The 22593-nt window shown below is 62.2% G+C and carries 24 protein-coding genes and 2 pseudogenes; 10 read left to right on the top strand and 16 right to left on the bottom strand.

Annotated elements, in window-relative coordinates; all coding sequences use genetic code 11:
* Positions 1–136: 136 nt before the first annotated feature.
* Both ACAX61_RS11095 and ACAX61_RS11090 read left to right on the top strand, forming a co-directional pair.
* On the top strand, positions 137–2098 hold the full coding sequence (locus ACAX61_RS11095) for a copper resistance system multicopper oxidase (protein WP_230187273.1): 1962 nt from the start codon (positions 137–139) through the stop codon (positions 2096–2098).
* Positions 2099–2111: 13 nt separating this feature from the next.
* Positions 2112–2987, top strand: a complete 876-nt coding sequence (locus ACAX61_RS11090; RefSeq protein WP_370714802.1) for a copper resistance protein B — start codon at positions 2112–2114, stop codon at positions 2985–2987.
* Positions 2988–3221: 234 nt separating this feature from the next.
* Here the strand turns inward: ACAX61_RS11090 and ACAX61_RS11085 are convergent.
* Positions 3222–4393, bottom strand: a protein-coding gene (locus ACAX61_RS11085) for an IS3 family transposase (RefSeq protein WP_370714801.1) whose coding sequence is annotated in 2 segments (ribosomal slippage) — positions 3222–4126 and positions 4126–4393 — 1173 coding nt in all. Because the reading frame shifts where the segments join, the coding sequence is not laid out codon by codon here.
* Positions 4394–4462: 69 nt separating this feature from the next.
* Here ACAX61_RS11085 and ACAX61_RS11080 point away from each other — a divergent pair.
* Positions 4463–4843, top strand: a pseudogene (locus tag ACAX61_RS11080) (integrase core domain-containing protein); the annotation flags it as partial.
* A 70-nt stretch (positions 4844–4913) separates the two neighbouring features.
* Here ACAX61_RS11080 and istA read toward each other — a convergent pair.
* The 4 genes and pseudogenes from istA to ACAX61_RS11060 form a co-directional block, all read right to left on the bottom strand.
* Positions 4914–6236: pseudogene (gene istA / locus ACAX61_RS11075) on the bottom strand (IS21 family transposase); the annotation flags it as partial.
* 136 nt (positions 6237–6372) lie between these two features.
* Positions 6373–6984: a BREX protein BrxB domain-containing protein gene (locus ACAX61_RS11070; RefSeq protein ID WP_528084549.1), complete on the bottom strand. Its 612-nt coding sequence runs from the start codon at positions 6982–6984 to the stop codon at positions 6373–6375.
* Positions 6984–7607: a DUF1819 family protein gene (locus tag ACAX61_RS11065; RefSeq protein ID WP_230190495.1), complete on the bottom strand. Its 624-nt coding sequence runs from the start codon at positions 7605–7607 to the stop codon at positions 6984–6986. Before ACAX61_RS11065 ends, ACAX61_RS11070 begins: the two co-directional genes overlap by 1 nt.
* Positions 7604–8476, bottom strand: coding sequence for a WYL domain-containing protein (locus ACAX61_RS11060; protein WP_230190496.1), 873 nt, complete (start codon positions 8474–8476; stop codon positions 7604–7606). Before ACAX61_RS11060 ends, ACAX61_RS11065 begins: the two co-directional genes overlap by 4 nt.
* 407 nt (positions 8477–8883) lie before the next feature.
* Here ACAX61_RS11060 and ACAX61_RS11055 point away from each other — a divergent pair, with 407 nt between their 5' ends.
* The 5 genes from ACAX61_RS11055 (at position 8884) to ACAX61_RS11035 (ending at position 10825) form a co-directional block, all read left to right on the top strand.
* Positions 8884–9525 (top strand): S24 family peptidase, encoded by a 642-nt coding sequence (locus ACAX61_RS11055; protein WP_147161127.1) that lies wholly within the window; start codon positions 8884–8886, stop codon positions 9523–9525.
* 12 nt (positions 9526–9537) lie between these two features.
* Positions 9538–9963 carry a thermonuclease family protein gene (locus ACAX61_RS11050; protein ID WP_370714800.1) on the top strand — a complete coding sequence of 142 codons (426 nt, stop codon included), beginning with the start codon at positions 9538–9540 and terminating at the stop codon, positions 9961–9963.
* On the top strand, positions 9960–10265 hold the full coding sequence (locus tag ACAX61_RS11045; RefSeq protein WP_370714979.1) for a DUF5818 domain-containing protein: 306 nt from the start codon (positions 9960–9962) through the stop codon (positions 10263–10265). The genes ACAX61_RS11050 and ACAX61_RS11045 overlap by 4 nt, the downstream gene beginning before the upstream one ends.
* A complete protein-coding gene (locus ACAX61_RS11040; RefSeq protein ID WP_370714799.1) occupies positions 10265–10462 on the top strand; it encodes a DUF6961 family protein in 198 nt (65 codons plus the stop codon). Before ACAX61_RS11045 ends, ACAX61_RS11040 begins: the two co-directional genes overlap by 1 nt.
* A gap of 81 nt (positions 10463–10543) precedes the next feature.
* The gene (locus ACAX61_RS11035) at positions 10544–10825 is read left to right on the top strand and encodes a hypothetical protein (protein WP_370714798.1); all 282 of its coding nucleotides are present in this window, start codon (positions 10544–10546) and stop codon (positions 10823–10825) included.
* On the opposite strand, the gene mobF is transcribed toward ACAX61_RS11035, so the two are convergent.
* From mobF to ACAX61_RS11015, 4 genes are all read right to left on the bottom strand, one after another.
* Positions 10797–13724, bottom strand: coding sequence for a MobF family relaxase (gene mobF / locus ACAX61_RS11030; protein WP_370714797.1), 2928 nt, complete (start codon positions 13722–13724; stop codon positions 10797–10799). The genes ACAX61_RS11035 and mobF overlap by 29 nt on opposite strands.
* Before the next feature lie 37 nt (positions 13725–13761).
* Positions 13762–16158, bottom strand: coding sequence for a type IV secretion system DNA-binding domain-containing protein (locus tag ACAX61_RS11025; RefSeq protein WP_370714796.1), 2397 nt, complete (start codon positions 16156–16158; stop codon positions 13762–13764).
* Positions 16148–16480, bottom strand: a complete 333-nt coding sequence (locus ACAX61_RS11020; RefSeq protein WP_370714795.1) for a YlcI/YnfO family protein — start codon at positions 16478–16480, stop codon at positions 16148–16150. Before ACAX61_RS11020 ends, ACAX61_RS11025 begins: the two co-directional genes overlap by 11 nt.
* Positions 16481–16693: 213 nt before the next feature.
* Positions 16694–16864, bottom strand: a complete 171-nt coding sequence (locus ACAX61_RS11015; RefSeq protein WP_370714794.1) for a hypothetical protein — start codon at positions 16862–16864, stop codon at positions 16694–16696.
* Between the two features lie 56 nt (positions 16865–16920).
* On the opposite strand from ACAX61_RS11015, the gene ACAX61_RS11010 reads away from it, so the two are divergent.
* Positions 16921–17115, top strand: a complete 195-nt coding sequence (locus tag ACAX61_RS11010; RefSeq protein ID WP_370714793.1) for a hypothetical protein — start codon at positions 16921–16923, stop codon at positions 17113–17115.
* A gap of 102 nt (positions 17116–17217) precedes the next feature.
* Here ACAX61_RS11010 and ACAX61_RS11005 read toward each other — a convergent pair whose 3' ends face one another.
* Positions 17218–17454 (bottom strand): hypothetical protein, encoded by a 237-nt coding sequence (locus tag ACAX61_RS11005; RefSeq protein WP_370714792.1) that lies wholly within the window; start codon positions 17452–17454, stop codon positions 17218–17220.
* Between the two features lie 323 nt (positions 17455–17777).
* Between ACAX61_RS11005 and ACAX61_RS11000 the strand changes: the two genes are divergently transcribed.
* The gene (locus ACAX61_RS11000; protein ID WP_370714791.1) at positions 17778–18008 is read left to right on the top strand and encodes a DUF6437 family protein; all 231 of its coding nucleotides are present in this window, start codon (positions 17778–17780) and stop codon (positions 18006–18008) included.
* 114 nt (positions 18009–18122) lie between these two features.
* Here ACAX61_RS11000 and ACAX61_RS10995 read toward each other — a convergent pair whose 3' ends face one another.
* The 6 genes from ACAX61_RS10995 to ACAX61_RS10970 all read right to left on the bottom strand — a co-directional run bounded on the left by ACAX61_RS10995 (position 18123) and on the right by ACAX61_RS10970 (position 22470).
* Positions 18123–18512, bottom strand: coding sequence for a single-stranded DNA-binding protein (locus ACAX61_RS10995; RefSeq protein ID WP_370714790.1), 390 nt, complete (start codon positions 18510–18512; stop codon positions 18123–18125).
* 303 nt (positions 18513–18815) lie between these two features.
* A complete protein-coding gene (locus ACAX61_RS10990; protein WP_370714789.1) occupies positions 18816–19244 on the bottom strand; it encodes a DUF6915 family protein in 429 nt (142 codons plus the stop codon).
* 10 nt (positions 19245–19254) lie between these two features.
* Positions 19255–19716, bottom strand: coding sequence for a DUF6878 family protein (locus tag ACAX61_RS10985; protein WP_370714788.1), 462 nt, complete (start codon positions 19714–19716; stop codon positions 19255–19257).
* Positions 19717–19836: 120 nt separating this feature from the next.
* A complete protein-coding gene (locus ACAX61_RS10980; RefSeq protein WP_370714787.1) occupies positions 19837–20790 on the bottom strand; it encodes a DUF2493 domain-containing protein in 954 nt (317 codons plus the stop codon).
* A gap of 304 nt (positions 20791–21094) precedes the next feature.
* The gene (locus ACAX61_RS10975) at positions 21095–21517 is read right to left on the bottom strand and encodes a hypothetical protein (protein ID WP_370714786.1); all 423 of its coding nucleotides are present in this window, start codon (positions 21515–21517) and stop codon (positions 21095–21097) included.
* Positions 21518–21528: 11 nt separating this feature from the next.
* Entirely contained in the window at positions 21529–22470 is a 942-nt protein-coding gene (locus ACAX61_RS10970; RefSeq protein WP_370714785.1) for an ArdC family protein, read from the bottom strand.
* Positions 22471–22593: the final 123 nt, after the last annotated feature.

The raw sequence follows: 22593 nt of genomic DNA, 5'->3' as shown, positions 1-22593 counted from the left end.
GATGGGCGGTTTCACAATTGGCGAATTTCCAGTGGCCGTAGGCCTCCGGACCAAGCCATCCGCTGCTGCAAGCGATTCGATGTCCGGCGCGCGCTGCATAGCGGCAGCCGCTCTGCCGAAATGAGAAAGGCCAAGGATGATCAGCCCCTCTGAGGTAATCGACCGGCGAAGAGTGCTGACGAATGGCGGCCTGCTTGGTCTCGCCGCGGTGCTTGCGCGCGGAGCGCCGGCCTATGCCTGGACACAGGACAGCCAGGCATTGGCGGTTTCGAACCCCGCCGCGGCAGGCGTGCGCAGCTACGATCTGGAGATCGACGACTACCGACTGATGGTCGACGGACGTCCCGGCAAGGCGATGGCGATCAACGGAACCGTGCCGGGGCCGCTCCTGCGTTTCCGCGAGGGCGAGGAGGCCGTCATACGGGTTACGAACCGCTTGAAGGAGATCGCCTCGATCCACTGGCACGGGATCCTCCTGCCCCCGGGCATGGACGGGGTTCCCGGCGTGAGCTTCGCCGGCATCGCGCCCGGCGAGACGTTCACCTACCGCTTTCCGCTGCTTCAGAGCGGCACCTACTGGTGCCACAGCCATTCGGGCGGGCAGGAGCTGCTCGGCGTTTACGCGCCCTTCGTCATCGATCCGGCCGGTCCCGATCCCGTCGCCTTCGACCGGGACTATGTCGTGTTGATGTCCGACTGGAGCTTCGAGGCCCCAGAAAAAATTATCGCCAATCTCAAGAAGCAGTCCGGATATTACAATTATCAGAAGCGCACGCTGGCCGATCTCGTCCGCGATGTCGGCGCGAACGGCTGGTCGGCGACGCTCACGGAACGGCTCAGCTGGTCCAAGATGCGCATGGACCCGACCGACTTCGCCGACGTCACCGGATACACCTACACTTACCTCATCAACGGACTGACGAGTGACGCCAATTGGACCGGGCTGTTCCGGCCGGGCGAGCGCGTGCGCCTGCGCTTCATCGCGGCTGGCGCAATGACCTATTTCGACATCCGCATCCCCGGGCTCAAGATGACCGTGGTGCAGGCGGACGGGCTGAACGTCCAGCCGGTTGAGGTCGATGAGTTCCGGATCGCGCCCGGCGAAACGTTCGACGTGATCGTCGTGCCTGAGGACCGCGCCTACACGCTGATGGCGGAGACGATGGACCGGAGCGGGTTCGCGCGCGGCACCCTCGCCCCGCGCGCGGGCATGACCGCCCCGATCCCGCCGCGTCGGCCGCGGCCGATCCGGACGATGGCCGACATGGGCATGGACATGGGCGGCATGGACATGGGCGGCATGGACATGGGCGCGGGCAAGGCCGGGATGGGGAGCATGTCCGGGATGCCGGGCGCCGTCGCTCCCTCGTCACCGCCAGTCATGGACATGAGCGGTCACCAGATGCAGAACATGGGCGCGGCCGAGCGGGTTCGCGCGGACGCCGCCGAAAAACTGAAGACGGCGCACCAATCGGGCATGGCCGACATGCCGACGACCGGCGGCGCGATGGGCGCCATGGGTGCGATGCCGGGCATGAGCGGCGAAGGCGCCGCGGCCAAAGATCAGCGCTTCGCTCACGGCCCCGACACACACGGGGTCGGCAATTCCTCGATCGCCATGGTCGCGAAGAACCGTCTCGGCGAACCGGGCTCGGGGTTCGACACCGAGAATTCGCGCGTCCTGGTCTACGCCGATCTTCGCAGCGTGATCCCGCAAACCGATCTGCGTGCGCCCGAGCGCGAGATCGAACTGCACATCACGGGCAACATGGACCGCTACAGCTGGTCCTTCGACGGCAAGAAATACTCCGAAGCGCGCACCCCGATCGCGTTCAGATATGGCGAACGGCTGCGCATGGTGTTCGTCAACGACACCATGATGGAACATCCGATCCACCTTCACGGCATGTGGATGGAGCTCGAGAACGGCGGCGGAGCGAACCAGCCGCGCAAGCATACGGTCAGCGTCAAACCCGCCGAGCGCCTGACGGTGGCTGTGACCGCAGACGCACCTGGGCAATGGGCGATGCACTGCCACCTGTTGCTCCACATGGAGATGGGCATGTTCCGCGTCGTCGAAGTCTCCTCCCCCGCCTGACCGGAGAAAGCCGTTGCGCTTCACACCTTCATTGTTGCCCGTCCTGTTCGTGCTGCCGACCGGTCTTCAAGCACAGGAGACGGGCGTGCAGGGAGCTGGCGAACCGATGGCTATGCCGATGCCGGCTCCCGGCAAAACTTCGCAAGCCGAACCGGTTGCTGCACCTGCCCCGACAGGCCAGGAGACAGCAACGCTGCCCAACCTTGCGGAGCGTTCGGGATGGCCGGAGCCGACCGCCGACAGCGCGAACTACAGCTACTTGGTGACAGAATTGCTTGAGTATCGCGAAAGTCGCGCCGCGGGAGCAATCCGATGGGATATTTACGGCTGGTACGGCGGCGACGTAAACCGGCTTTGGGTCAAGACCGAAGGGCTGCAAGACGTATCGGGGCCAGGCGGAGGCGAGCAGGAGGGGCAGCTTCTCTACGGCCGATTGATCTCGCCCTTCTTCGACTTTCAGGCCGGCGTCCGTTTTGCGCACCGCTCGGGGCCAGGCCCCAATCAATCGCGAACCTATGCCGCGATCGGCGTGCAGGGCCTCGCTCCTTACCGCTACTCGCTCGAACCGACGCTGTTCATCAGCCAAGATGGTAAGGTCTCCATGCGGGCGACCGCCACCTATGATCAGCAGTTGACCCAGCGGTTCATCCTGCAACCGCGCTTCGAGTTCGACGCCGCAGTTCAGAAGGATCGGTCGTTCGGCGTCGGTTCCGGGCTGAACAAGACCGAACTCGGTCTCAGGCTGCGTTACGAAGTCAAGCGCGAGTTCGCTCCCTATGTGGGTGTCTCGTGGACACAGAGCTACGGGAGCACGAAACGACTGGCGCGCGCGGAAGGTGAAGACACCAGCCTCGTCTCCGTCGTCGCGGGAGTCCGGATGTGGTTCTGAGAATGGCTCGCGTCTCGATTGAGCTGAACCAGTCTCGCCCGGCAGTCGAGGTGTCAAGATGTTTGACGGAAATGGAGCGTCGATATGAGTAATTCCATACAGAGCTTGGCACAACGGCTCCGAGCGCACCCCCTGACTTCGGTTATCTCCGGCATTCTCGTCATTGTGGCACTATATCTGGTGTGTCCGCCGTCAGCACCTGGACTGCCCGCGATGTCCGGTCCGGTTGTATAGTTAGTTGATGCGCGCCTCCGATGCCAGCGTGGACGGGAGGCGGAGCGCAGCGGAGCCGAGCGGCCACGCTGGCATCGTCGTCGTCTCTGGCGCAGGCGGGCGGTATCCCAGACTGCTGTGCGGCCGCGCTCGGTTGTAATGGTCGCGCCACCAGTTGGTGACGCAGCGGACCTCCTCGAGGCTGTAGAAGATCTCGCCGTTGAGCAGTTCGTCACGCAGGCGAGCGTTGAAGCTTTCGATATAGCCGTTTTCCCACGGGCTGCCCGGCTCGATATAGAGGGTGGTGACGCCCAGCCTGCCGAGCCAGCCCTGGACGGCGTGAGCGACGAATTCTGGGCCGTTATCGGACCGGATATGCTGAGGCGGCCCATGTTCGATGAACAGATCGGCCAGCACGTCGATGACGTCGTTCGACCGGAAGCGCCGCAATGGCACCATGGCCAGGCACTCTCTGCTGAACTCGTCGATGATGTTGAGCATTCGGAATTTGCGTCCGTTGTGGGTCCGATCCTCGACGAAGTCATAGGACCAGACATGCCCGCGATGTTGAGGGCGAAGGCGGATGCACGACCCGTCGCCCAGCCAGAGACGGCGGCGTTTCGGCTGCCGTTTGGGAACCTTCAAACCCTCCCGCCGCCAGATCCGCTCGACCACCGACAGGCTGACTTGCCAGCCGGCATTGCCGAGCAGAGCATGGATACGACGATAGCCATACCGACCATAGTTCGTCGCCAGCGCGATGATGTCGGCGGTCAGCCGCTGCTCGTCGGTATCGTCCCTCGGTGGGTGGCGCTGCGTCGAGCGGGGCTGGCCAAGTACCCGGCAAGTCCGCCGCTCCGATACCGGCAACACGCGACGGACCTGCTCGATCGCCTCGCGGCGACGGGAGGGGCTCAGAAATTTAGCTTGGACGCCTCCTGGAGGATCGCCTTGTCGAGCGCGAGATCTGCGACGAGCTTCTTCAACCGCGCATTCTCGCGCTCCAGCTCCTTCATCCGGCGAGCCTGATCGACCTTCAGCCCGCCATATTCCTTACGCCATCGATACAGTGTCTGCTCAGCAATGCCGATCTGCCGGCAAGCCTCGACGGCCGTCGAACCTCGGCCGACGAGCACATCAACCTCACGCAGCTTCGCGATGATCTGCTCCGGCGTAAACCGCTGACGTCCCATGCCATTCTCCATTCCAGATACCCTCGCGGGCTCTCTTCAGAAATGGACCGGATTTTCCAAGACAGACCACTGCACAAACCCCGGCTACTCAGCGATAATGGCCCCAGCTACATCGCGGGTGAGCTGGCGGAATACATCGAGGCCCGGAAGATGAGCCATGTCCGCGGCGCCCCGTGTCATCCCCAAACCCAGGGCAAGATCGAGCGCTGGCACCAGACCCTGAAAAACCGCATCTTGCTGGAAAACTACTTCCTGCCCGGCGACCTCGAAGCCCACATCGAGACCTTCGTCGAGCACTACAATCACCAGCGATACCACGAGAGCCTGGCCAACGTGACGCCTGCCGACGCCTACTTCGGCAGGGCTCCGGCAATCATCAAACTGCGCGAAAGGATCAAGCGACAGACCATCGATCATCGGCGCTTGCAGCACCGCAAGTTCGCCGCCTAACATCAACCCCCTGACGAGGTCCGCACTCCGCTAATCTACGCCGCGAGTTGTGCCGAATGTTCTGACGACGGACAGCCTGCTCGTCATGCTGCAGCACCAATGCCAGTATCTCCGCCATCTCCTTGTCTCCACCAGGACGGCGCAGGAGCTGGCTTTGCAGCTGCTTGAAGGCCTCTGGGAGCTGCAAGAAAGGCGCGCCATTACGCAGTGCCCCCGGCTTGCGCTGGACTACTGCCAGATAGTGCCGCCAGTCATAGATTGTCCGCCCTCTGGTGTGGTGAGATCGGTCGATAATCCGAGCATGTTCGCACAGGATCCGACCTTCGGCCGCCACCACGATCCGCTCGGGATAGATCCTGACGCTAACCGGGCGGTTGGCAAAGGATGCTGGGACGCTATACCGATTGCGTTCAAAGCTGATCAGGCAGATCGGTGACACCCGCTTGGTGTGTTCGACAAAGCCGTCGAAGGTCCGCCCCAGTGGCATCAGAGCGCCAACCTCAGCGGCATGTACATCGGCTACGGTGCCGGGCAAGTTACCGTGCTGGATCTCGCCCCATTGTGCGATGCATTGCTCTTCGAGCCAGGCATTGAGCGCATGGATATCCGGGAAGGCGGGCAACTGCTGCCACAGCCGCCGCCGCGCATCCTGGACATTTTTCTCGACCTGCCCTTTCTCCCACCCCGAGGCCGGATTGCAGAACGCAGGCTCGAACAAATAGTGGCTAGCCATAGCCGTAAAGCGCGCGTTGACCTGTCGGGCCTTGCCCTTGCCGATCTTGTCGACCGCAGTCCGCATGTTATCGAAGATCCCGCGCTGCGGCACACCGCCCAGCACGCGGAATGCCTGCGTCAGCGCATCAAACAGCATCTCATGCGTCTGAAGCGGATAGGCCCGCACGATGAACGCCTTGCTATGCGATAGCTTGGTGTGGGCAGCCTGTAGCTTGACGTGCTCACCGCCAAGAATGGCCCAATCTTCGCTCCAGTCGAATTGGAACGCTTCACCGGGCTGAAAAACCAAAGGCACGTATGTTCCGCGCCCGCTGGCCTGCTGTGCCAAGAGACGGCCAGCCTTCAAATCACGCACATAGGCAGCGACCCGATTGTAGGATCCCTCATAGCCCAATGCGACTAAATCGGCGTGCATCTGCTTCGCCGTGCGCTTCTGCTTGCGCGATTTGCCAGCCTCGATTTGCAACCAACCCGTCAGCTTCTCAGCAAACGGGTCTAGCTTGCTCGACCGGTCAGGTACCTTGAACTGCGGCACCACAGTATCCGCGCGCAGATACTTGCGGATCGTGTTGCGCGACAAACCGGTGCGCCGCTCGATCTCACGAAGCGGGATCTTATCACGAAGGCGCCACCGGCGAATTACACTCAGTAAATCCATGTCGATCACTCCCGATACCCCAGACTGGTCAGCCAGGGGCGGGTTCAAACATGGGTCAATTCTCAATGGAAATTTATGCCCCTACCGGGTCAATTCTCAGCGGAAATCTACAGCGCAAAATGGTCATATCGGCCCCTCAGACCTCGTAATTGAAGATGTTGAAAGCACGATAATATTTGTCGTCGTGCAGAATTCCAAAAAGATCCAGCGAGGCCCCGCTGGCCAAGGCGTGCGTGTAGTTTCCAGGGAAAAACATCAGAGTTGGCTTTTCCTTGGCCGTACTTTGGAGGTTGTTCAGCACGTTATGCGAACGGATATAGGGGAAGACTTCACCCACGCCGGAAAGGAAAAGGACGTCAAACGATTGGCTTGCCAGTCTCTTGCCGATTTCGGGGATGAGGTGGGTCTCGGGATCAAGGACATTCTGCAAAAGCTCCTTGAGCTCGTCCTTTGTTACCCCCGGTTCGGCAGCGATCAGCTCAACCCATATCCCGCGCTCGCGCAGTATATCGATAGCCAGATCATAGAGATTTATGTCCAGCACCGTGACGCCGCGATTGGCGAGCTGTCTTACCAGCTGACCCCGCACCTGTTCCATGTCCACAGCGTCGCTGGCCGTGAAAGGGCAGATGAAGAAAGGAACCTCATTCCCTAGGCCCAGCTTCCTGAGAAAACGCTGGCTCGAAACGACTTCCAGCAAATGGTCCTGACGCTCTCGGGGCGTCATCGTGTTTGTATCTCGTGTCATCAGGCGCCCCTTTGCCTGCCGAGCTCCACGCCCGGGAAATATCGCAGTTCATGCGGGTCGGATTGCGCCATCAGGGCCGCGAAGCTCGGCGAGAGCAGCGCCCGACAAATATGATCCTCTTGGTTAAGGATCCCCGCCTCTCTCATGAGCCTAAACAGGATCTGACGCAGTTTTTCGCGGGTCGAAGTGCTGATGGCTTCGAGCTCTGGCTCCCATTCAGCCTTGGCCGCATAGAAAGAATCGAAGTCGTCGTAGGTGACATGGGTGCGGAAACTGAGGAAACGCTCCGAAAGGAGTTCGACCGCAAACTCACCGATGAACCGATAGGCCCGGCATAGTGCCAGCCAGAGGACCGAAAGCTGATCCGCGTAATCACCATGACAAAGCAGATCGATCTCATCCACCTTTAGAGCTTCTAGGCGATTGGCGATCTCTCGGACCGAGCGGGTCACCGATGATTGTTTCCGGAAGGGGATGACGCCCTGTTCGCCCGCGGCCTTCTTGACCGCAGTCCAGTCTCCCAGCTCCTGATAGAGCCGTGCAATCGCAATGCTCTCATTCAGGAATAGGCCGCCGGTGCCGAAAGACATCCGATATTTTGAGGTACTTGCCTTTCGGGTCATGAGTGGGCGCCGTTTCCGAGTGCGAGCGCCACCTTATCCGCGTTCAAGAGCACAATCTGCTGGTCCTGGGGCTTACGTGCTGCCGGATCGGTATCCAATCCGAGGCGCTTCAGTGCGTAGTAGAGGAGAGCCCTTCGGACCGGGATGGTCGTCACGCCCCTTTCCATTCCGTAGTCGAGCTCGATCGCCTTGCGCTGACCAGCGCTCAATTCGGGGTGAGGCGCGATCTCGAGCTCAACCTGCTCTTCCCATTCGCGATCACTTGTCGCCCGAGCATCTGCCGGCTTCGATGAGCGCGTATCGGTGATGCGCGAGAGAACGAAGTCCTTGAAGGCGCTGCTGCGTGGGCAATTCGCGCGAGCATGCCATCTGAAGCCGTCAAACACCAAGGCATGAGGTTCGATCCACCGCCAAGCAGGCTCAAGGGAAGACATCGATTGGTAGAAGACTTCGATCGCCTCGTGCCGTTTGATCGCCGTCACGATGGCCCGCAGAGTTTTGGGCGAGACACCCCGGGCGGGCGTCGGGGCACAGGCGAAACTCGGCAAGCCTCCGATCCAGCTGTCATCGGCGGCAATGATTCCATCCGAGAGCGATCTGAGCTGTGAGAGATATTGGGCTGCGTCGGGCTGGTGGAATACGGGGGTAAAGGAAGAGCTGCGAACGTAAGTCCTGGCGCTCTTGTCGTAGACCATGTTGGCTTCAGCCAGGCCAAGATATCTGTTCAGATCCGTCGAAGCCTGGTTGATCGAAACGCCGAAAACTTCAATCAGGTCACTCCGGTTGACATGCCCTTCCCAAAAGAGCCTGAATTCGATGAATTCGAGGCGGCTCTCAACCCCGCGCCTCAATCCCGAATCGCTATCCATTCCCAGATCCCCCAAGAAACTGGGCTAAACCAGTTTCTGTATGGGTAAGCGTAATGGATGCTTGAGGACGAGGCAACGAGATTCGGAAGAAACTGCCCCAGATTTCGCTAGACTACCTGCGGCTAACTGCCTCTGAGCTCGCAAGAAATTTCGACACTTTCTGGCAGGTCTTGCGGCGTGGCCTGCGCCCGTCCCGAAGGTCCTGAACGAAGCGAGGATCTGCCACGACGTGCCGACCGAAGGTGCTTGGCGACGTTCGTGTTTTCGCCAGATATGCCTCGATCTGCTCCAGTAGTTCCATCGCCGTCGACTCGCTTTAGGCTTGTGTTCTTGATATGTTCTTACTAGGAAGGCTTCCTAGAGTCTAGGATGGATTTTCCTAGGTGCCCGCGATAGGACTGGTAGTCATGGACGACGCACGGAGAGCCTTGGATGAACTGATCCAGCAACGAGGCGTGAATTACTCCTCGGTTTCGCGTCTGCTGGGGCGCAATGCCGCCTACATCCAGCAGTACATTCGGCGCGGCAGTCCGCGGCAGCTGGACGAGCAGGATCGCTCGGTTCTGGCGCGATTTTTCGGGGTCGATGAGAAGGTTCTTGGAGCCCCTGCCCGCCGCTCAGGCCCGGTGGTCGAGCTCGTCCATGTGCCTTTGCTCAATGTCGAGGCATCAGCCGGCCACGGCGCTCTGGCCGAAATGGAAGCCAAATCCGCGCAGTTTGGCTTCGACGAGAAGTGGCTGCGGCGACTGACCGCGAGCAAGGCAGCGAGCCTGTCGATCATCGCCGTGCATGGCGACTCCATGGAGCCCACCCTTCATGATGGCGACGAAGTTATGGTCGATCTCGGGGACGGCCAGGCGCGGCTTAGAGACGGGATCTATGTCCTGCGGATGGACGATATGCTGAGCGTAAAGCGCATTGCGCTCGAACCACAGGGCAAGCGCGCGTCGGTCCTGAGCGACAACCCGGCCTATCCAAGCTGGCGCGGCCTCGAGAAACGCACGCTCAATATCGTCGGACGGGTTCTCTGGTTTGGAAGGGCGCTCTAAGGTGGCCTACTGATGCTTGCCCTCCTTGCCGCTTCGATCGTCGCGTCCGGCCAGACCTTTACCTGCACGGCAACCCATGTCTGGGATGGCGATGGCCCGGTCTGGTGTGCAGAAGGCCCTCACCTTCGGATCGCCGGTATCGCTGCCCGGGAAATGGACGGCACCTGCCGCACCAATCAGCCCTGCCCCGATGCCACGGCGATTGAGGCGCGCGATGCCCTCGTGCAGCTGATGGGCGGCGCGCGCGGGACAATTTCAACCGGCCATGTTGTCGTTCGAGGTCTCCGGATGACCTGCCGCTCCGAGGGGGGCGCGGGCGGCAACAGAACGGCTGCCTGGTGCCGCCTGCCGTCAGGTGCCGATCTGTCATGCGCCATGATCAAAACCGGCACCGTCCTGCGTTGGGATCGCTACTGGAAAGGCCCGGCTTGCCGGTGATCTGCACCACGCATCTGACCGGCATCGTCGAACGGTCGGCCAACGGACCGGTGCTGCGAACCGATGGTGGCGGGACATGGGAACTCGACAACACCCGCCAGGTACGCAAATTCATCGGCTCTCGCGTCGAAGTGGTCGGGGAGCGTTCGGGGTTCAACGGATTTGTCTGTGACCAGATATGGCCATCCGGACACCCTCGACCGACTGCATTCAAACTCCGCCTCGAATTCATTCTTGCCGCAGGTTTCGTCGCCTATGGTCTCTACGCGACGGTTGGCGCGGCCATCAGTGCGCTCGGCTGATGCTTAGCGACTGGGAGCTCTGGGCCTGCGCCAACCATGTCCTTCGAGCCCATGGGGACAATGCACCCTTGCACGTCGCCGAACAGATTGGGGCTCTCGCACTTACTGGCGACGAGGCAGGCATTCGGACCTGGCAGGCTATCGCCGAGCGAATTGTCCAGCTGAGCTCCAACGCCCCGCACAGGCCACTCCAGTAAACCTCCTCTACAAGCTCAATCAGTTTATCCGATCGGCGGCAGATCGCCCGGAAATAGGCACGATTGCGCGCCTGGGCAGCCATGGCTGTCGCCTTCGATGGTGAAACCGCGCATGCGTTCGACAAGATGACGAGCCAGATCGACCCTGGCGCTGCGCTGGGCGCGTGGATCATCGGCATTGAGATGGACGAGCGTGTGCTCCGGCGCAACGGCCAGCGCGACTTCGAGATGGGTGAGGAGGATATCGTCGGAGATTCGGTGAATGGGCTAATGAGAACAAATAAAGAACTTCTCGTCAACCGGCCATGTGCGGACGCATGGGGACAGCAGGACGCTAGATGCCGATTTCGAAGGGCTTGGTGATCGACCGATCAAGCTCTGGCGGTTTACGTGTCTGCTCAGGAGCCACACGATCTTTGGCCTGCCCTTTGGATGCCGCATCGCGGAGGAGATCGACCGTTTCCAGCGCCGAGCGCTTCATGCCGGCATTGCGCTCGACCGCCGCTTCGAGCTTGCCAGCATTATCGACATAGAGGGTGAGGCCATCGCGCAGCCGTGTGATCGTGACCAGAAACGTCTGCTGGTTCGCCAGATTGCGCTCGCGGCTATCCATCACCGCAATGCCGCGATCGGAGGTCAGCCCCTGAGCCATATGGGCATTGAGCGCATAGGCGAGATCGAGACGGCGGAGCATCGGGTCGCCCTGCTCCAGCCTATGTTCTGCGCCCAAGGATGTCTTCACCACGACAGCCTCTTTGTCGACTGCGATAATCCGGGCCTGGTCGGCATTGAGCAGGCCCCGCTGGTGATCGGTCTCGGTCCACCGGATCTTGTCGCCGGTGTAAATGTCGATGGCGCGGACTTCAAAAAGGCGCAGCGGATCCTGCTCACCTTGCGGCCTGATCTGACCCGGACGAAACTCGAACTGGCGGCCACGCTCGTTCTCCAGCGTCACCCGCTCGCGAGCCACATCGGTTCCGACTACCCGGTATTCGCCTGCTGCAAGGCCTTGGCTGCGCTGACGCCGCGCGACATCGACCACCATGCCGGGGGCATAGGTGCTGGCATATCGCAGCTCCTCACGGGTTACATTGACGCGCGAGAGGGTCTGGAGCCGCATTGATACTGGCCCAATCTCCCCGCTCGCTTTGAGGCCGGTCTGCACAGCCTCGTTCACGGCGCTGCGCAGGTTTCGGCCTGAAGCATAGATTGCAGTTGTCTCGCGCCCGGCTGACGAGAGCGACAACCAAGCGGCGGCGGCATCGACCGCAGCATCGTTCCCCACCTCGATCACCTGGGGTGCGAGGTGGCGCATGGCGTCCCCGATGCGCCCTTGTTGCGCTGCCAGTTGCGCTTCACGAAGGTCTTCGCTGCGCGCGCGAAGATTGGTGCTCATGACGGCCGTCTCAATGCCGGCCTGCTGCATCACATCGAACGGCTTTCCGGCATCGACTGCGCCCAGCTGCTTGCGGTCACCAATGCTCGCAAAGCGGCCGAGTTCGAGCAGGTTTGCCAGGCGCACCAGCTTTTCCTTGTCGGCATTCCCGACCATCGAGGCCTCGTCGAGCAGCACGACGGTGCCGCGCATGTCGGTTCGGGCCTCGGCGAGACGGTCCGCATCGGCGCCTTCAAGGAGATCGCGGTGCTGGGCGAGGAACCGCGACACCGTCATCGAGGGAATACCCGTATCGCGCTCAAGCATCTGGATCAGCGTGTTCTGCACCGCGAGCCCGAGGACGGCCCTGCCCTCCTCGCGCAGGATATCGGCGACAGGTTTGAGGACCGTGCTCTTGCCTGCACCCGCGACGCCCTGGATCGCGACGATCCGGTTGTTCGAACCAAGCAGCAGACGTCCTGCCCCTTCCTGTCCCGCATTCAGGGTCAGCCCGTATTTGATCTGGGATAGGGCCTGCAGACGGGTCCCTGCAAGCTCAGGAGAGACAATCGCCGGCGCGGCACCGCGCCCCTTTTCGACCCCAGCAATGATGCGCTGTTCGAGGCTGATAGCATCGCGTGTCGTCAGCAGTTCCCGGTCGGCGCCCCTGCCCCTCTCCAGATGCCCCTGGCGGAGCAGCTGGTCGACGCGGTGCTCGATGTCTGCAAGTGAAGTCGGGAGCGCAAAGCCAAGCGCTGCACGGTAGATGTCGGCCCGAGTGAAGGCGGCTTCCCGCTCGCCGAGATGCCGGACAGCCGAGGCGACCGCATGAATTGCGGCGACCTGCTCGACGCTGCGATTGGTCAGCCTGCTAGGTATCAGCGGGTCACCTTCGCGCAGGCCAAGGCGCTCGGCAAAGGAGGTTGCAAGGGCCTGAACATTGCGAACAAGCGCGCGCATCGTTGGCCTCAAGCCGGTCACATTGCCAAGATCCTGCGCACTGCGAGCATTGGCTTGGGCGATGACGGTGGCGGGATCAAAGCCCAACCTTGCGGACGTTTCCTGCCACTGCTGCGTCAGCGCATCGCGATCTTCGATCCGCCCCTTGTCGGCCCGGGTCATCAAGGTTGCAGCATCGAGCACGCCTGGCCCTGAGAAGTTCATCTGGGCGGCCGCTTCCAGGATTTCAGCTCGCCGGGAACTGAAGGCATCGCGGACCGGCTTGGGCACCCCGACGGCCTCGAAATTGCCGTGCTTGCCGAACTCACCGACCTCGTAGCCGAGCTTTTCGACGCTCAGACGAAACCGCGCCATCGTCATGGCATTGAGGAGGGTATTGTGCTGCCAGAGCTTGTCGTTGCGCAATGCCCGCCATTTGCCATCGGCCCCTCTCGTCACATTGGCAATGACGGCATGGAAGTGGGCGTTGGGCTCCTGGTTGCGATTGGTGTCGTGCTGGAACAGCGCGATCGCAAGGTTGCCGGTCTGGACGGCTCGCTCCCTGCCGCGAACCTCCATCCGGGTCTCGGCGAGGTTCTTCTCGGCCCAACGCAGGGTTTCCCGGACGGCCGCGGCGTAGGCGTCAAGGATCCGTTTGTCGCCGCCTACCAGAGCGAGGACCGACCAGCTTTTCGGCATCGAAAAGGTGAGATCGGTCCCCGCCCGGTGCGCCCGGTTGTCACTGCCGACGCGGCTCCCGTCAGGCAACATCCCCTTGAGGATTGCCTCGAACTGCCGCGCGTCGACGGCCCCTTTGAGCCCGAGCGCCGCAGCGCCCTTGCCCAGCCATTCACCCGAGCGATCGGCATCAGCCCGCGTGTAGTAATTGTCGGCAGCGAAGTAGTTGGCCGCGCCGCCGGCGGTGCGGACATTGGCTACCGACAGCATTGGTCGGTCCCCCATGCCGAGGAGCTCAGCGACATGCTCACATCTCCATGTCGCCAAGATCGGGACCAGTGATCGGCGGAGGCTCATGCTCCCGCATACCATCCTCAAGCATCAGCTTGCGCGCGGCAGCATCGCTGGTGCCATGGCTCTTCGGGTTATCCGGCTTGTCCTCTTGCAGCGGCTTGAGCACGGGCGCACCGGGCCGGGCTGCACCCTTGGCAGAAGCTGGCTGATCCGGAATCGCTGCGGCTTCGCCCGTCGGGAGAAGTGGGCGGGCGGAAGGTCCAGTCTTTCGCGGCGGGGCATCGGTTCTGGTGTGTGATCGCTCCTTCTTGGCCTTGCCAGCCTTCTCTTGCCCGGAGTGAGCTGCCGGTTTCTGCTCCTTTGACGTCTTGCCGGGTGTGCGTTCAACTGCCCGTTCAAGGTCCTTGGCTGGCACGTCAGGCTCCTGTTTTGGCGCGGTTCGCGCAACCTGATCGAGGGCCAGTTCCCCCTGCTTTGGGACGACCGGTTTGCCCGCTCCGTCATCGTTGGACGAGGGATGCTCGCTGCCTGTCGGCGCTGTCGGCTGCTCTTCCTGCTCCACCGCGGGATGGGTCACGGTGGACCTTGCCTTTAGGCTTTCCTTCACCCTCGCGATGAAGGTCTCGGCCCGCTTGGGTCGGTCGACGGGCTTCAGCTTGACCGGTGCGGCGGGAAAGCCATCGGGGAACTTGATGTACCCCGACAGGCGCGGCAGGTTCATCAGCTGGTCGGGCAGCAGGAGCGGCTCGATATGCTTGCGCGGGGTGAGGCTGACCGCATCACGGGCATTGTTGTAGCCGTAAGTGTAGCCCTCCTCCATGTCCCTGACCTGGCGATGGCCGATAAAGTCGGAGCACCAGGTGGCCGTTTCGCGGTCGGCGGTTCCGAGGATCAGTTTGGTCCGGGCGAGCGATGCCAGCGTCATCGCCATGTTCTCGCCGTAGACCTCCTTCAGCTTGGCATAGGCGTGGAGGCCAAGGACAATCGCGCCGCCGAAATTGCGCGCCGTCTGCAAGCCTTTCTCGAGGGCCGGCAGGCGGTGCAACGCCCCCAGCTCATCGACGAAGAACCAGCACTTGAGATCGCGGGTACGGGGCATCGTCATCAGCGTATTCATTGCCGTGTCGAGCCAGAGCGTGAGCAACTGCGCGCAGACGCTCATGTCGACATAGCGGGCCGAAATGAACAGGATCGAGCCTTCGCTTCCGGCGCCAGCGGCCCCGTCCTCGATCCATTGGCGAACAGAAAAACGAGGTCCGGCAGTGGGCAGCAGCTTGAGCGCCTTGGCGTTCACGTTGAAGACGGCCCGGATCGATTCCGCCATGCGTGCAGCTTCCGGCGCGGTCAGCGGATCGGCGATCGTTCCGCGCATCATGGCATGAACGCGCGAGAGGTCCGCGGTCATCAGCTCGCGCGCCAAGGCTTCGTTGGTCGCCCTGCCCTCGGCCACGAGTTTGAGGCAGAATTCGACGAACAGCGCGCGGGCAGCAATCACCCAGAACTGGGCTTCACCGCCTCCGTCGTGAGGCACGAGGGCGTCCGCGGCGGCCCAGAACTCGCCTTCGGAACGGCATTCATCGAACAGGTTCCACTGGGGGCAGCGCGCATCGAGCGGGTTCAGAATGATGTCGCAATGGGCGGCATGGAAGTGCTCGATAAAGGCGCCAGTCAGATCGAAGACAACGCAGCGCTGCCCCTTGGCTCTTGCTTCCGCGATCATGTCGGAGATCGCCACGGTCTTGCCCATACCGGTCGTGCCAATGAGCATCGCGTGGCTCTGCTCGAGCCGCCAGGGATAAGCGACCGTGGCGATATGCGATGGCCTATAAGGAAAGACCCGGACAATTTCCCGCGGCAGGCTGAGCCGCCATTTCCAGCCCAGCGCGGAATCGAGCTCACGGGTGCGCTCGCGCCGGTTGTGGGTGGTCAGTTCGTCGACGAGCTCGTGAAGCGTGACCAGCATCGCGCCGCGCTCGTGTTTGCGCTCCTTGGACCGGCCTCCGAACCGCTCGGCGAACCAGTAGAACACGGCAAAGGCGGGGACCAACAGGAACCCGGAACGCCACAAGGCACTGGTCAGCAAATCCGTCAGCTTCTCCCAAGCATGGACAACCGGTGGGTAGCGATCGAGCTGGGCAATCGGAAACTGGATGGTCGCGCCAAAGGCGGTTTCCAGAGTGATACGCTTGGCGGGATCGAACTCCATGAAGCCGTAGATGGCGGCATAGATCCGCATCCAGACCAGATAGACTTCGTGATCGGTGAGCCCTGCCGAAATGGTCCACCAGGAGGTCCATGAGATCACGAGAGCGGCAACGATCAGTGGGCCCTTGAGGCCCGCCGCGAACATGAAGCTGAAGTGTCCGAGCAGCTGGCTGCCGCGCGTGAAATTGACGAGGTTACGCTTCATCGGAACCTCCCTCGCCGCTAGCGGCGGAAAGGCCGAGCTCCTTGCATTTGCGCATGTAAGCCTGGTGCGCCCGGCCGCGCAGCGCGTGATCGGGGTGCCCTGCCAGCAGCGCATCCACACCGACCATGAGGAACACAGAGCGGCGGGAAATGCGTTCGATGGAAGCGTCGAGCCGCGAGGCAAGCTCGTCCTCGGTGCAGGCATTGGCAAGCAAGGAGCGAACCCACTCGCTCATGCTGATCCCCTTGGCCTTGGCAGCCTTGCGGATCAGCGAGCTGAGCTCGCTTGAGATGTAAACCTGGAGACAGATTGGCCGTGTCATGCACGGACTCCTTGTGGTCAGGAGCCCGGTTCACACTGCGAAAGGCAGGAGCGAAGCTAAGTCAGATTTAAGAACATGTCAAGAACATAGAGGACGGCGGAATTCCGCCACTTCCGGCCTGGCCTTGGTCAAATCCACGTAACTGCCCTCGCCCCCGTCACTTTTGACGGAGAAGCTGCCATTTTGCAAAATTCGATCTATGCCTTTGTGATTTCACGCTTTTCCTTCGTACAATTGCTGCGACCCGTCGCGTAGGGTGTGCTCCCCAGTCCCCAGCTGCAGGGTCAGGAACCAGCCATTGAGCCAGTAACGGACGATGCGTTTTGCGATGCCGATTTCTTGAGATGGCTCGTGGGCTGCCGTCGCCCGGATCTCGGTAGTCACAGAACGGATCAGGGCCTATTACGGTGAGCTGAAAGCAGGCAGCGAGGAGCCTGAGCATGACCCAGGTCACACTGAGCGCGACACCCAAGGGCAACGGCTTCCAGGCGACGATCACCTATTCAAATGGGGTGTCGATCAGTTCGGCCGAGGCTTTCCCAACCCAGGCTGAGGCGATCGAGGCGGCGGCTTTGAAGGTCCTGGAAATGCCAGAGCGACTTGCTGACCTGGTCAAGCCCGATGCCCAGGATTGATGTCGGCCGTCGATAATTGCGCCCGTTCTGACATGGCCCGCCAAGGGCTGTGAGCAAAAAGAAAGGAGGAAGCCCTGACGGACTTCCTCCCAAGCCGACGGGTCAGAATTCATCGCTGAGCCGGCCCGGCACCGTCTCAATGACACGCTCCAACAAGGCCTTGGGCAGCGCGCCGTAATCCCCTTCATCGACAGCGATGTAGCCTGCCTCGTCGTCGGTCAGGATGTACTGCGTGAAGTAGCTGTGAAAGGACCGGGCCTGGGCCTGATCCAGTGCGGCAACGAAGGCGGCCTGATCTGCTTTGAGACCGGCATCGGCAATGTTCAGCGAAGCGTACATGATCTTTCCTCCTGATGTTCGATGCGTCGCATCAGGGACTGCAAAAGATGTGGGTGACGGGCTGGGTCAGGGACCGCGTCAGCGGCCGCGAAGCGGCGATGGGGGCAACGATTTTTGCCGGGCTTGCCCGGTAAAAATGGTGGGGCCCCGTCGTCCTTGACGCAGCCCCAAAGCCCGCATCAGACTTGGCCTTTCTGCGAGAGAGACCTCTCCAACGTCAGCGGGAAAGCGCTCCAATCGCCCCACAAACCATTTTCCTACACGCGTCCGGAATGCCAATGTCGTCAGCGGAGGGGACCAACGGCCAGCAAGAAGGGAGCACTATGGCCAGGTCCAAACCCACTGCGCGGGATGCGCTGAAGAAGCTTCGTGAACAGCGTGCGCAACTCGAAAGCGAGGAAGCTCGTCTTCGAGAAGAGGCAGCGACCGAACTCGGCAAGGTGCTGATCGAGTGCGGCGCCGAGATGATCGAACCGGCACAGCTGCGCCAGATTGTCCGTGCATCGATGGCGCTTGGCATCGAGGAAACGCTGAAGCGGATCGCGCCCGCTTAAGGCCCACCCAGCGGCGGCAAGGGGCTCGATGCCCGCGCCGCCGCATAGCCCCAGAGCAAAAGAAAAGGCCCCGATGGCATCCGCCACCGGGGCCTTGTCGTGGGGTAAGGACATTCACTCCTCGTCGATATCGGGAGCGCCCTCGTTGCCGCCCGAACGGCCCTTGGTGAGGAAGTCGACCTTGTCGGCGATGATCTCGCAGCCGTAGCGCTTGGCGCCGCTCTGATCCTCCCACTGGGTGTAGTGGATGCGCCCCTCGACCGTCACGAGCTGGCCCTTGGTGCAATACTTGGCGACGTTTTGGCCCAGGCCGTTGAAGCAGGTGATCCGGTGGAATTCGCTGTCCTTGGCGGTGTAGCCGTTTTCGTCCTTGTAGGTCTTGCCATCCTTGCGGGCGGGACGGTCGGTCACGACCGAGATCGAGGTGATGCTGGTTCCACCTTGGGTGGTGCGGGTTTCGGGGTCGCGAGCGATGCGGCCAACGAGGATAACGAGATTGGTCATGGGCTTTCTCCTGATCGAGCATTCCGGGTCCATCCCGGCTGCAAACCGGAGCAGAAGCGCCCCGCGGCGAAGCGCACCGGAGGGGAACCCGGAACTGGTTCGGGTGGTGCGGGCAGCCGGGCACAGCCCGGCAACTCGGCCGGACCTGATCCGGGTTGCGCGTCTCGACGGGGGGTGATTCAGGGACAGGTTTGTATCGAAGCCGGGTGGAGCCGGATGCCTTGAACAGGTCTGCCCTGCCTCGTTTCCCTCCGGTCTTGGCCGGATCATTCCCCCGCCAGCCCTCCACCGGAGAACCCTTTCCTAGATCACGGTACGGATCTTCCCTCCAGCAGGTGGCCTGGTCCTGGACGCAGTTGCTTCGCCGGGGACAGGCATATCGATCGTCACCCCTTCAGCGCCGTCCAGAGGGTTGCCTCGAAGCATCCAGGCCTGCGGCGTGATCAGGCGCGCCCAGTCAGCAAAGGAGGGGATCGAGCCCAAGTCTTCGCGCACGTGCTGCTCGCCGACCAGACGCACCGGAACGACCCGGCCATCGGCGTTGACGAGGGTCTCGCCGAAGATCGCCTCCAGCATAAATATCCCCTCGGCATGGTGCCGCAGCGCGCGGTGCCGAGGGTCTGCCAGGATTGCCTTGGACTGGTCGAACCACTGGTGCAGCGGGAGATAGTCATCGACCGTACCGCCCCATTTCCGGACCGACGAGAGGGCGTGGTAGTAGCAGTGGGCCATGCCTGGTCTCCTAGAGCTCGGTCGAGTGATCATCGGTCGCGGTGAAGCGCAGGCTGCAGTCGAGCACGAAGGTCGCTTCAGCCGTATCGATCACGAGTTCGCCGCAGGCACCGTCGTTGATCTCCCAGCCAGGGTGGTGACGTTCGAGCGCCAGATAGGTCAGCTGCTCCAGAGCTTGCCCAAGCGACTGCTGCTCCGCGGAACCGTCACTATCCGAGTTGCCTGCTTCGTCTTCCAGAATGGTGACATCGGGGCACGCGATCGCGGCACCAGCGGCATCGAGGCACGCACATTCCTCAACAGCACCGCTGTCGCCGCAGCCGTCAAAGCGGATCTCGACGCGGGCGATTCCGGCTTCCTGCAAGCGCGGGAGAATGACGGTCTTGAGCTGCTGAATCTCTTCGACCACCTGGGTCTGCCGCTCGGCCTGGCGAACGGCAAAGTCGGCCATCACAGCCTCGATATCGATCATGGAATGCCTCCTGTAGAAAGGAGCCAACGACCATCGCTGGCTCTAGCCGACAGGCGCCCCCTTTCCTCTGATGGACGACGCCAGCGCCGATCCGACGCTGGCGCGAAGACCGACAGGGCCTTAGTCGGTCCTGGCCGAAGTGTTCTTCGGATTGGTGCCGAGGGGCCCGCGACGATCGACAACGGTGATCCGCCGAGCCTTGGCGTCGATCACCAGGCGTTCGAGTACACCATTGCCCGGAAAGGCGATGACGTAGCGCGGATCGAGCGAGAGCATCCGCTCGTTGCGCTTGAAGCCGGCGCGGGCACCCAGGCGCATATCGAGCGAGAACGTCACCTGCGCGATGCCGCGACGTTCAGCCCAGCTCGATGCCAGACGGTCGACGCCCTTGGTGTCGCCGCCATGGATCAAGACCATATCCGGCACGCGGTCGCGGACCTTATCGAGCGTAGCCCAGACGTTGTTGCCGAAGGTCAGCGCATCGTCTTCGGTAGCATGACGGGTGCGCCCGCCGGCGAACACGACGGGGGTTCCTTCGGGCATGGCCGCACGACGTTTGGCTTCGGCGCGGGCGCGCAGGAAGTCGCGACCTTCGACGAGCGCAGAGGTCAGCATTGCACTGTGATTGAAGCGCGAACTGGAGACTGGCTTCCAGGAGGAACCGAACTCGTTGAGGTAGAGCGCGGCGGCAACTTCGCGCATCTCTTCGAGCGCCAGCATCGCGCTTTCTGCGCACTGCGCCCGCTCGACCTGGGTCTCGAGTTCATGGGTGTGGACCTCGGATCCATCGGCCGTAGCAATCAGCGCGCGGACCTCGTCGGTCGCCCGGTCGAGGGCAGTCGATTTGCGTTCCGCCGAGCGGTGAAAAATGTTGACGAAGGCCCAGCCAAGATCCTCGGCATCGGCTTCTAGAGCGGTCCCGGACACCATGGCGAAAAGATCGGACCAGACCGCTTCGAGGGTTTGGACGACCGCCTCCCGGACTGGGAAATCGCTTGTCGATACGGGAGCGGGTCCAATCGAGAAGCCGGCAAGATCGAGCCCGGCGAGTTGGTCGGCGAATGACGTGTGCATGGGATTTCCTCCTGACTGACGTGAGACCGACGCACCCGTTCATGGCTGCGCCAGCGAGAGCCCGTCAGGGCCAGCATTCAGGCAGGGTTGCGCACCCGTCAGGGGAAACCTGGCTTGGCGGGCTGGCGCGGGCAGGCCTTGAGCCCAAAGGGCGAAGGCCAACACGGGCCCGACCAAGCCGGGTTGCGCAAGACTGGCGGCTGGCCCAGGGCCTCTCTCGCATGGCGCCAGACCATGGGCGGTCGGAACAGATCCATAGGCAGGGCACGCCCTATGCTTCATCCATGCATCGCCCCGGCTCGGCTCAAGCCGCACGCTTGGCGTAGACACCCTCTCCGTTCGACATATGCCCGAGACAGTCATAGTCGCCGAACACGGCATCGAAGCGGGATGCGATCTGGGACAGCCAGCGCTGTGCCCGCGGTGAGCGAGCCGTGCGCCAATCTGCGTCCCAATAGGCGCCGTCATCGCGTTCGACGATCCAGACCGCCACCAGCCCGCCGTAGACCGATACGCCGAAATCCGCATAGGCATTGCGCATGAGGATCCGGTCTTCCCGGCCTCGCCAGCCGTCATGCGGGATTAGCGATGGGAAGGCTCGGCCGGCCCGCTCGCATAGGTCTTCGCGCAGCCATTCATACTCGAATTCCCAGTCGTCCTCGGCTTCGACCTCGAGCACGGTGAAGGCGACGATTGCCCCGCTGGGATAGCTGACTGATCGGCCCATGGCATCCTCCCTCAGGCCGCAAGCGCAGCATCGTCTGACGCGTCGTCAAACTGCTCGGCCGTGACCCTTCCGCCAAGCTTCAGTAGCAGGGTCGACGCCTCCTCGGCCTTGGCCGCAGCCGTCAGGATGGCGCGGTCATCGTCTTTCAGAAGCTTGAGCCAATGCTCGATGTAGCTCGCGTGGCTGTCGAGATGTGTGACGGGCAGGCCCAGCTCAGCGCCGAGCATGGCGCTCGATAGCTCGGCTACCAGTTCTTCGGCGGCATAGGCCGCCGTGCCGAAGCGGTTCTTGAGATCACGCCCCAGGCGGTTGGCATGGCCGGTCCAGTGCGACAGCTCGTGGGCGAGCGTCGCATAGTAGTGGTCGAAGCCAGAAAACAGGCTGGTCGGCGGCATCGTCACGCGATCTGCAGTTGGTTCGTAATAGGCTTCAGAGCCTTGGTGGCGCAGATTGACGGGGATGGCGGCGAAGAAGGCATCAAGTTCGGCCTCGCGCCCTTCAGGCTCGACCAGCTCCAAGGTTGCAGCCGGATGGAAGCGCTCGGGCAGACCTTCGACCTGATCGGCATTGAAGACCGGATAGGCCTTGAGCACCCGGCGGGCCTCGTCGGTCTTTTCGCCAGTATCTGGGGCTTCCACCTCCTTGGTGTAGCTCTTGTAGAAGATCGCAATGGTCGACTTCTCGCCCTTGCGAATTTGGGCGCCAAGCGACTTGGCCTGATTGTACGTCATCCAGAACGGCGAGGCGTAGCCGCACATGTCAGCGACCATCCACAGCCAGAACACATTCATGCCGCGGTACGGGATCCCGCAGGCCCGCAGGGGCCGCGAAACGGGCACACCGCGCCAAGGCTTGATCCACGGCTTCGTGCCGGCTTCCAGACGCGTGATGATTTCCTGGGTGATGCGGGTAGCGGGCGACAAGCCGCCGCTCCGACTCTTGCGATAGGCCATGATGGGTCTCCTGATTAAGGCATCTGGACAGTCGGCGGCGGGTTCGCCGGTCAGTGCCACAGGGTCCCAAGCCCCCTCCGCTCTCCTTCCAAAAAGGAAGCGGCCCTCCGGCGTAAGCCGAAG

It is taken from the genome of Sphingomonas sp. IW22, assembly GCF_041321155.1.
Taxonomy (GTDB): domain Bacteria; phylum Pseudomonadota; class Alphaproteobacteria; order Sphingomonadales; family Sphingomonadaceae; genus Sphingomonas.
This window is presented reverse-complemented; position numbering and strand designations above follow the sequence as displayed.

Bases quoted from the DNA above. Each gene is read 5' to 3' on its own strand.
- ACAX61_RS11095 (WP_230187273.1), top strand. From the start codon at position 137: ATGATCAGCCCCTCTGAGGTAATCGACCGGCGAAGAGTGCTGACGAAT.
- ACAX61_RS11070 (WP_528084549.1), bottom strand. From the start codon at position 6,984: ATGACACGAGATACAAACACGATGACGCCCCGAGAGCGTCAGGACCAT.
- ACAX61_RS11065 (WP_230190495.1), bottom strand. From the start codon at position 7,607: ATGACCCGAAAGGCAAGTACCTCAAAATATCGGATGTCTTTCGGCACC.
- ACAX61_RS11060 (WP_230190496.1), bottom strand. From the start codon at position 8,476: ATGGATAGCGATTCGGGATTGAGGCGCGGGGTTGAGAGCCGCCTCGAA.
- ACAX61_RS11055 (WP_147161127.1), top strand. From the start codon at position 8,884: ATGGACGACGCACGGAGAGCCTTGGATGAACTGATCCAGCAACGAGGC.
- ACAX61_RS11050 (WP_370714800.1), top strand. From the start codon at position 9,538: ATGCTTGCCCTCCTTGCCGCTTCGATCGTCGCGTCCGGCCAGACCTTT.
- ACAX61_RS11040 (WP_370714799.1), top strand. From the start codon at position 10,265: ATGCTTAGCGACTGGGAGCTCTGGGCCTGCGCCAACCATGTCCTTCGA.
- ACAX61_RS11035 (WP_370714798.1), top strand. From the start codon at position 10,544: ATGGCTGTCGCCTTCGATGGTGAAACCGCGCATGCGTTCGACAAGATG.
- mobF (WP_370714797.1), bottom strand. From the start codon at position 13,724: ATGCTGTCGGTAGCCAATGTCCGCACCGCCGGCGGCGCGGCCAACTAC.
- ACAX61_RS11025 (WP_370714796.1), bottom strand. From the start codon at position 16,158: ATGAAGCGTAACCTCGTCAATTTCACGCGCGGCAGCCAGCTGCTCGGA.
- ACAX61_RS11020 (WP_370714795.1), bottom strand. From the start codon at position 16,480: ATGACACGGCCAATCTGTCTCCAGGTTTACATCTCAAGCGAGCTCAGC.
- ACAX61_RS11010 (WP_370714793.1), top strand. From the start codon at position 16,921: ATGACCCAGGTCACACTGAGCGCGACACCCAAGGGCAACGGCTTCCAG.
- ACAX61_RS11005 (WP_370714792.1), bottom strand. From the start codon at position 17,454: ATGTACGCTTCGCTGAACATTGCCGATGCCGGTCTCAAAGCAGATCAG.
- ACAX61_RS11000 (WP_370714791.1), top strand. From the start codon at position 17,778: ATGGCCAGGTCCAAACCCACTGCGCGGGATGCGCTGAAGAAGCTTCGT.
- ACAX61_RS10995 (WP_370714790.1), bottom strand. From the start codon at position 18,512: ATGACCAATCTCGTTATCCTCGTTGGCCGCATCGCTCGCGACCCCGAA.
- ACAX61_RS10990 (WP_370714789.1), bottom strand. From the start codon at position 19,244: ATGGCCCACTGCTACTACCACGCCCTCTCGTCGGTCCGGAAATGGGGC.
- ACAX61_RS10985 (WP_370714788.1), bottom strand. From the start codon at position 19,716: ATGATCGATATCGAGGCTGTGATGGCCGACTTTGCCGTTCGCCAGGCC.
- ACAX61_RS10980 (WP_370714787.1), bottom strand. From the start codon at position 20,790: ATGCACACGTCATTCGCCGACCAACTCGCCGGGCTCGATCTTGCCGGC.
- ACAX61_RS10975 (WP_370714786.1), bottom strand. From the start codon at position 21,517: ATGGGCCGATCAGTCAGCTATCCCAGCGGGGCAATCGTCGCCTTCACC.
- ACAX61_RS10970 (WP_370714785.1), bottom strand. From the start codon at position 22,470: ATGGCCTATCGCAAGAGTCGGAGCGGCGGCTTGTCGCCCGCTACCCGC.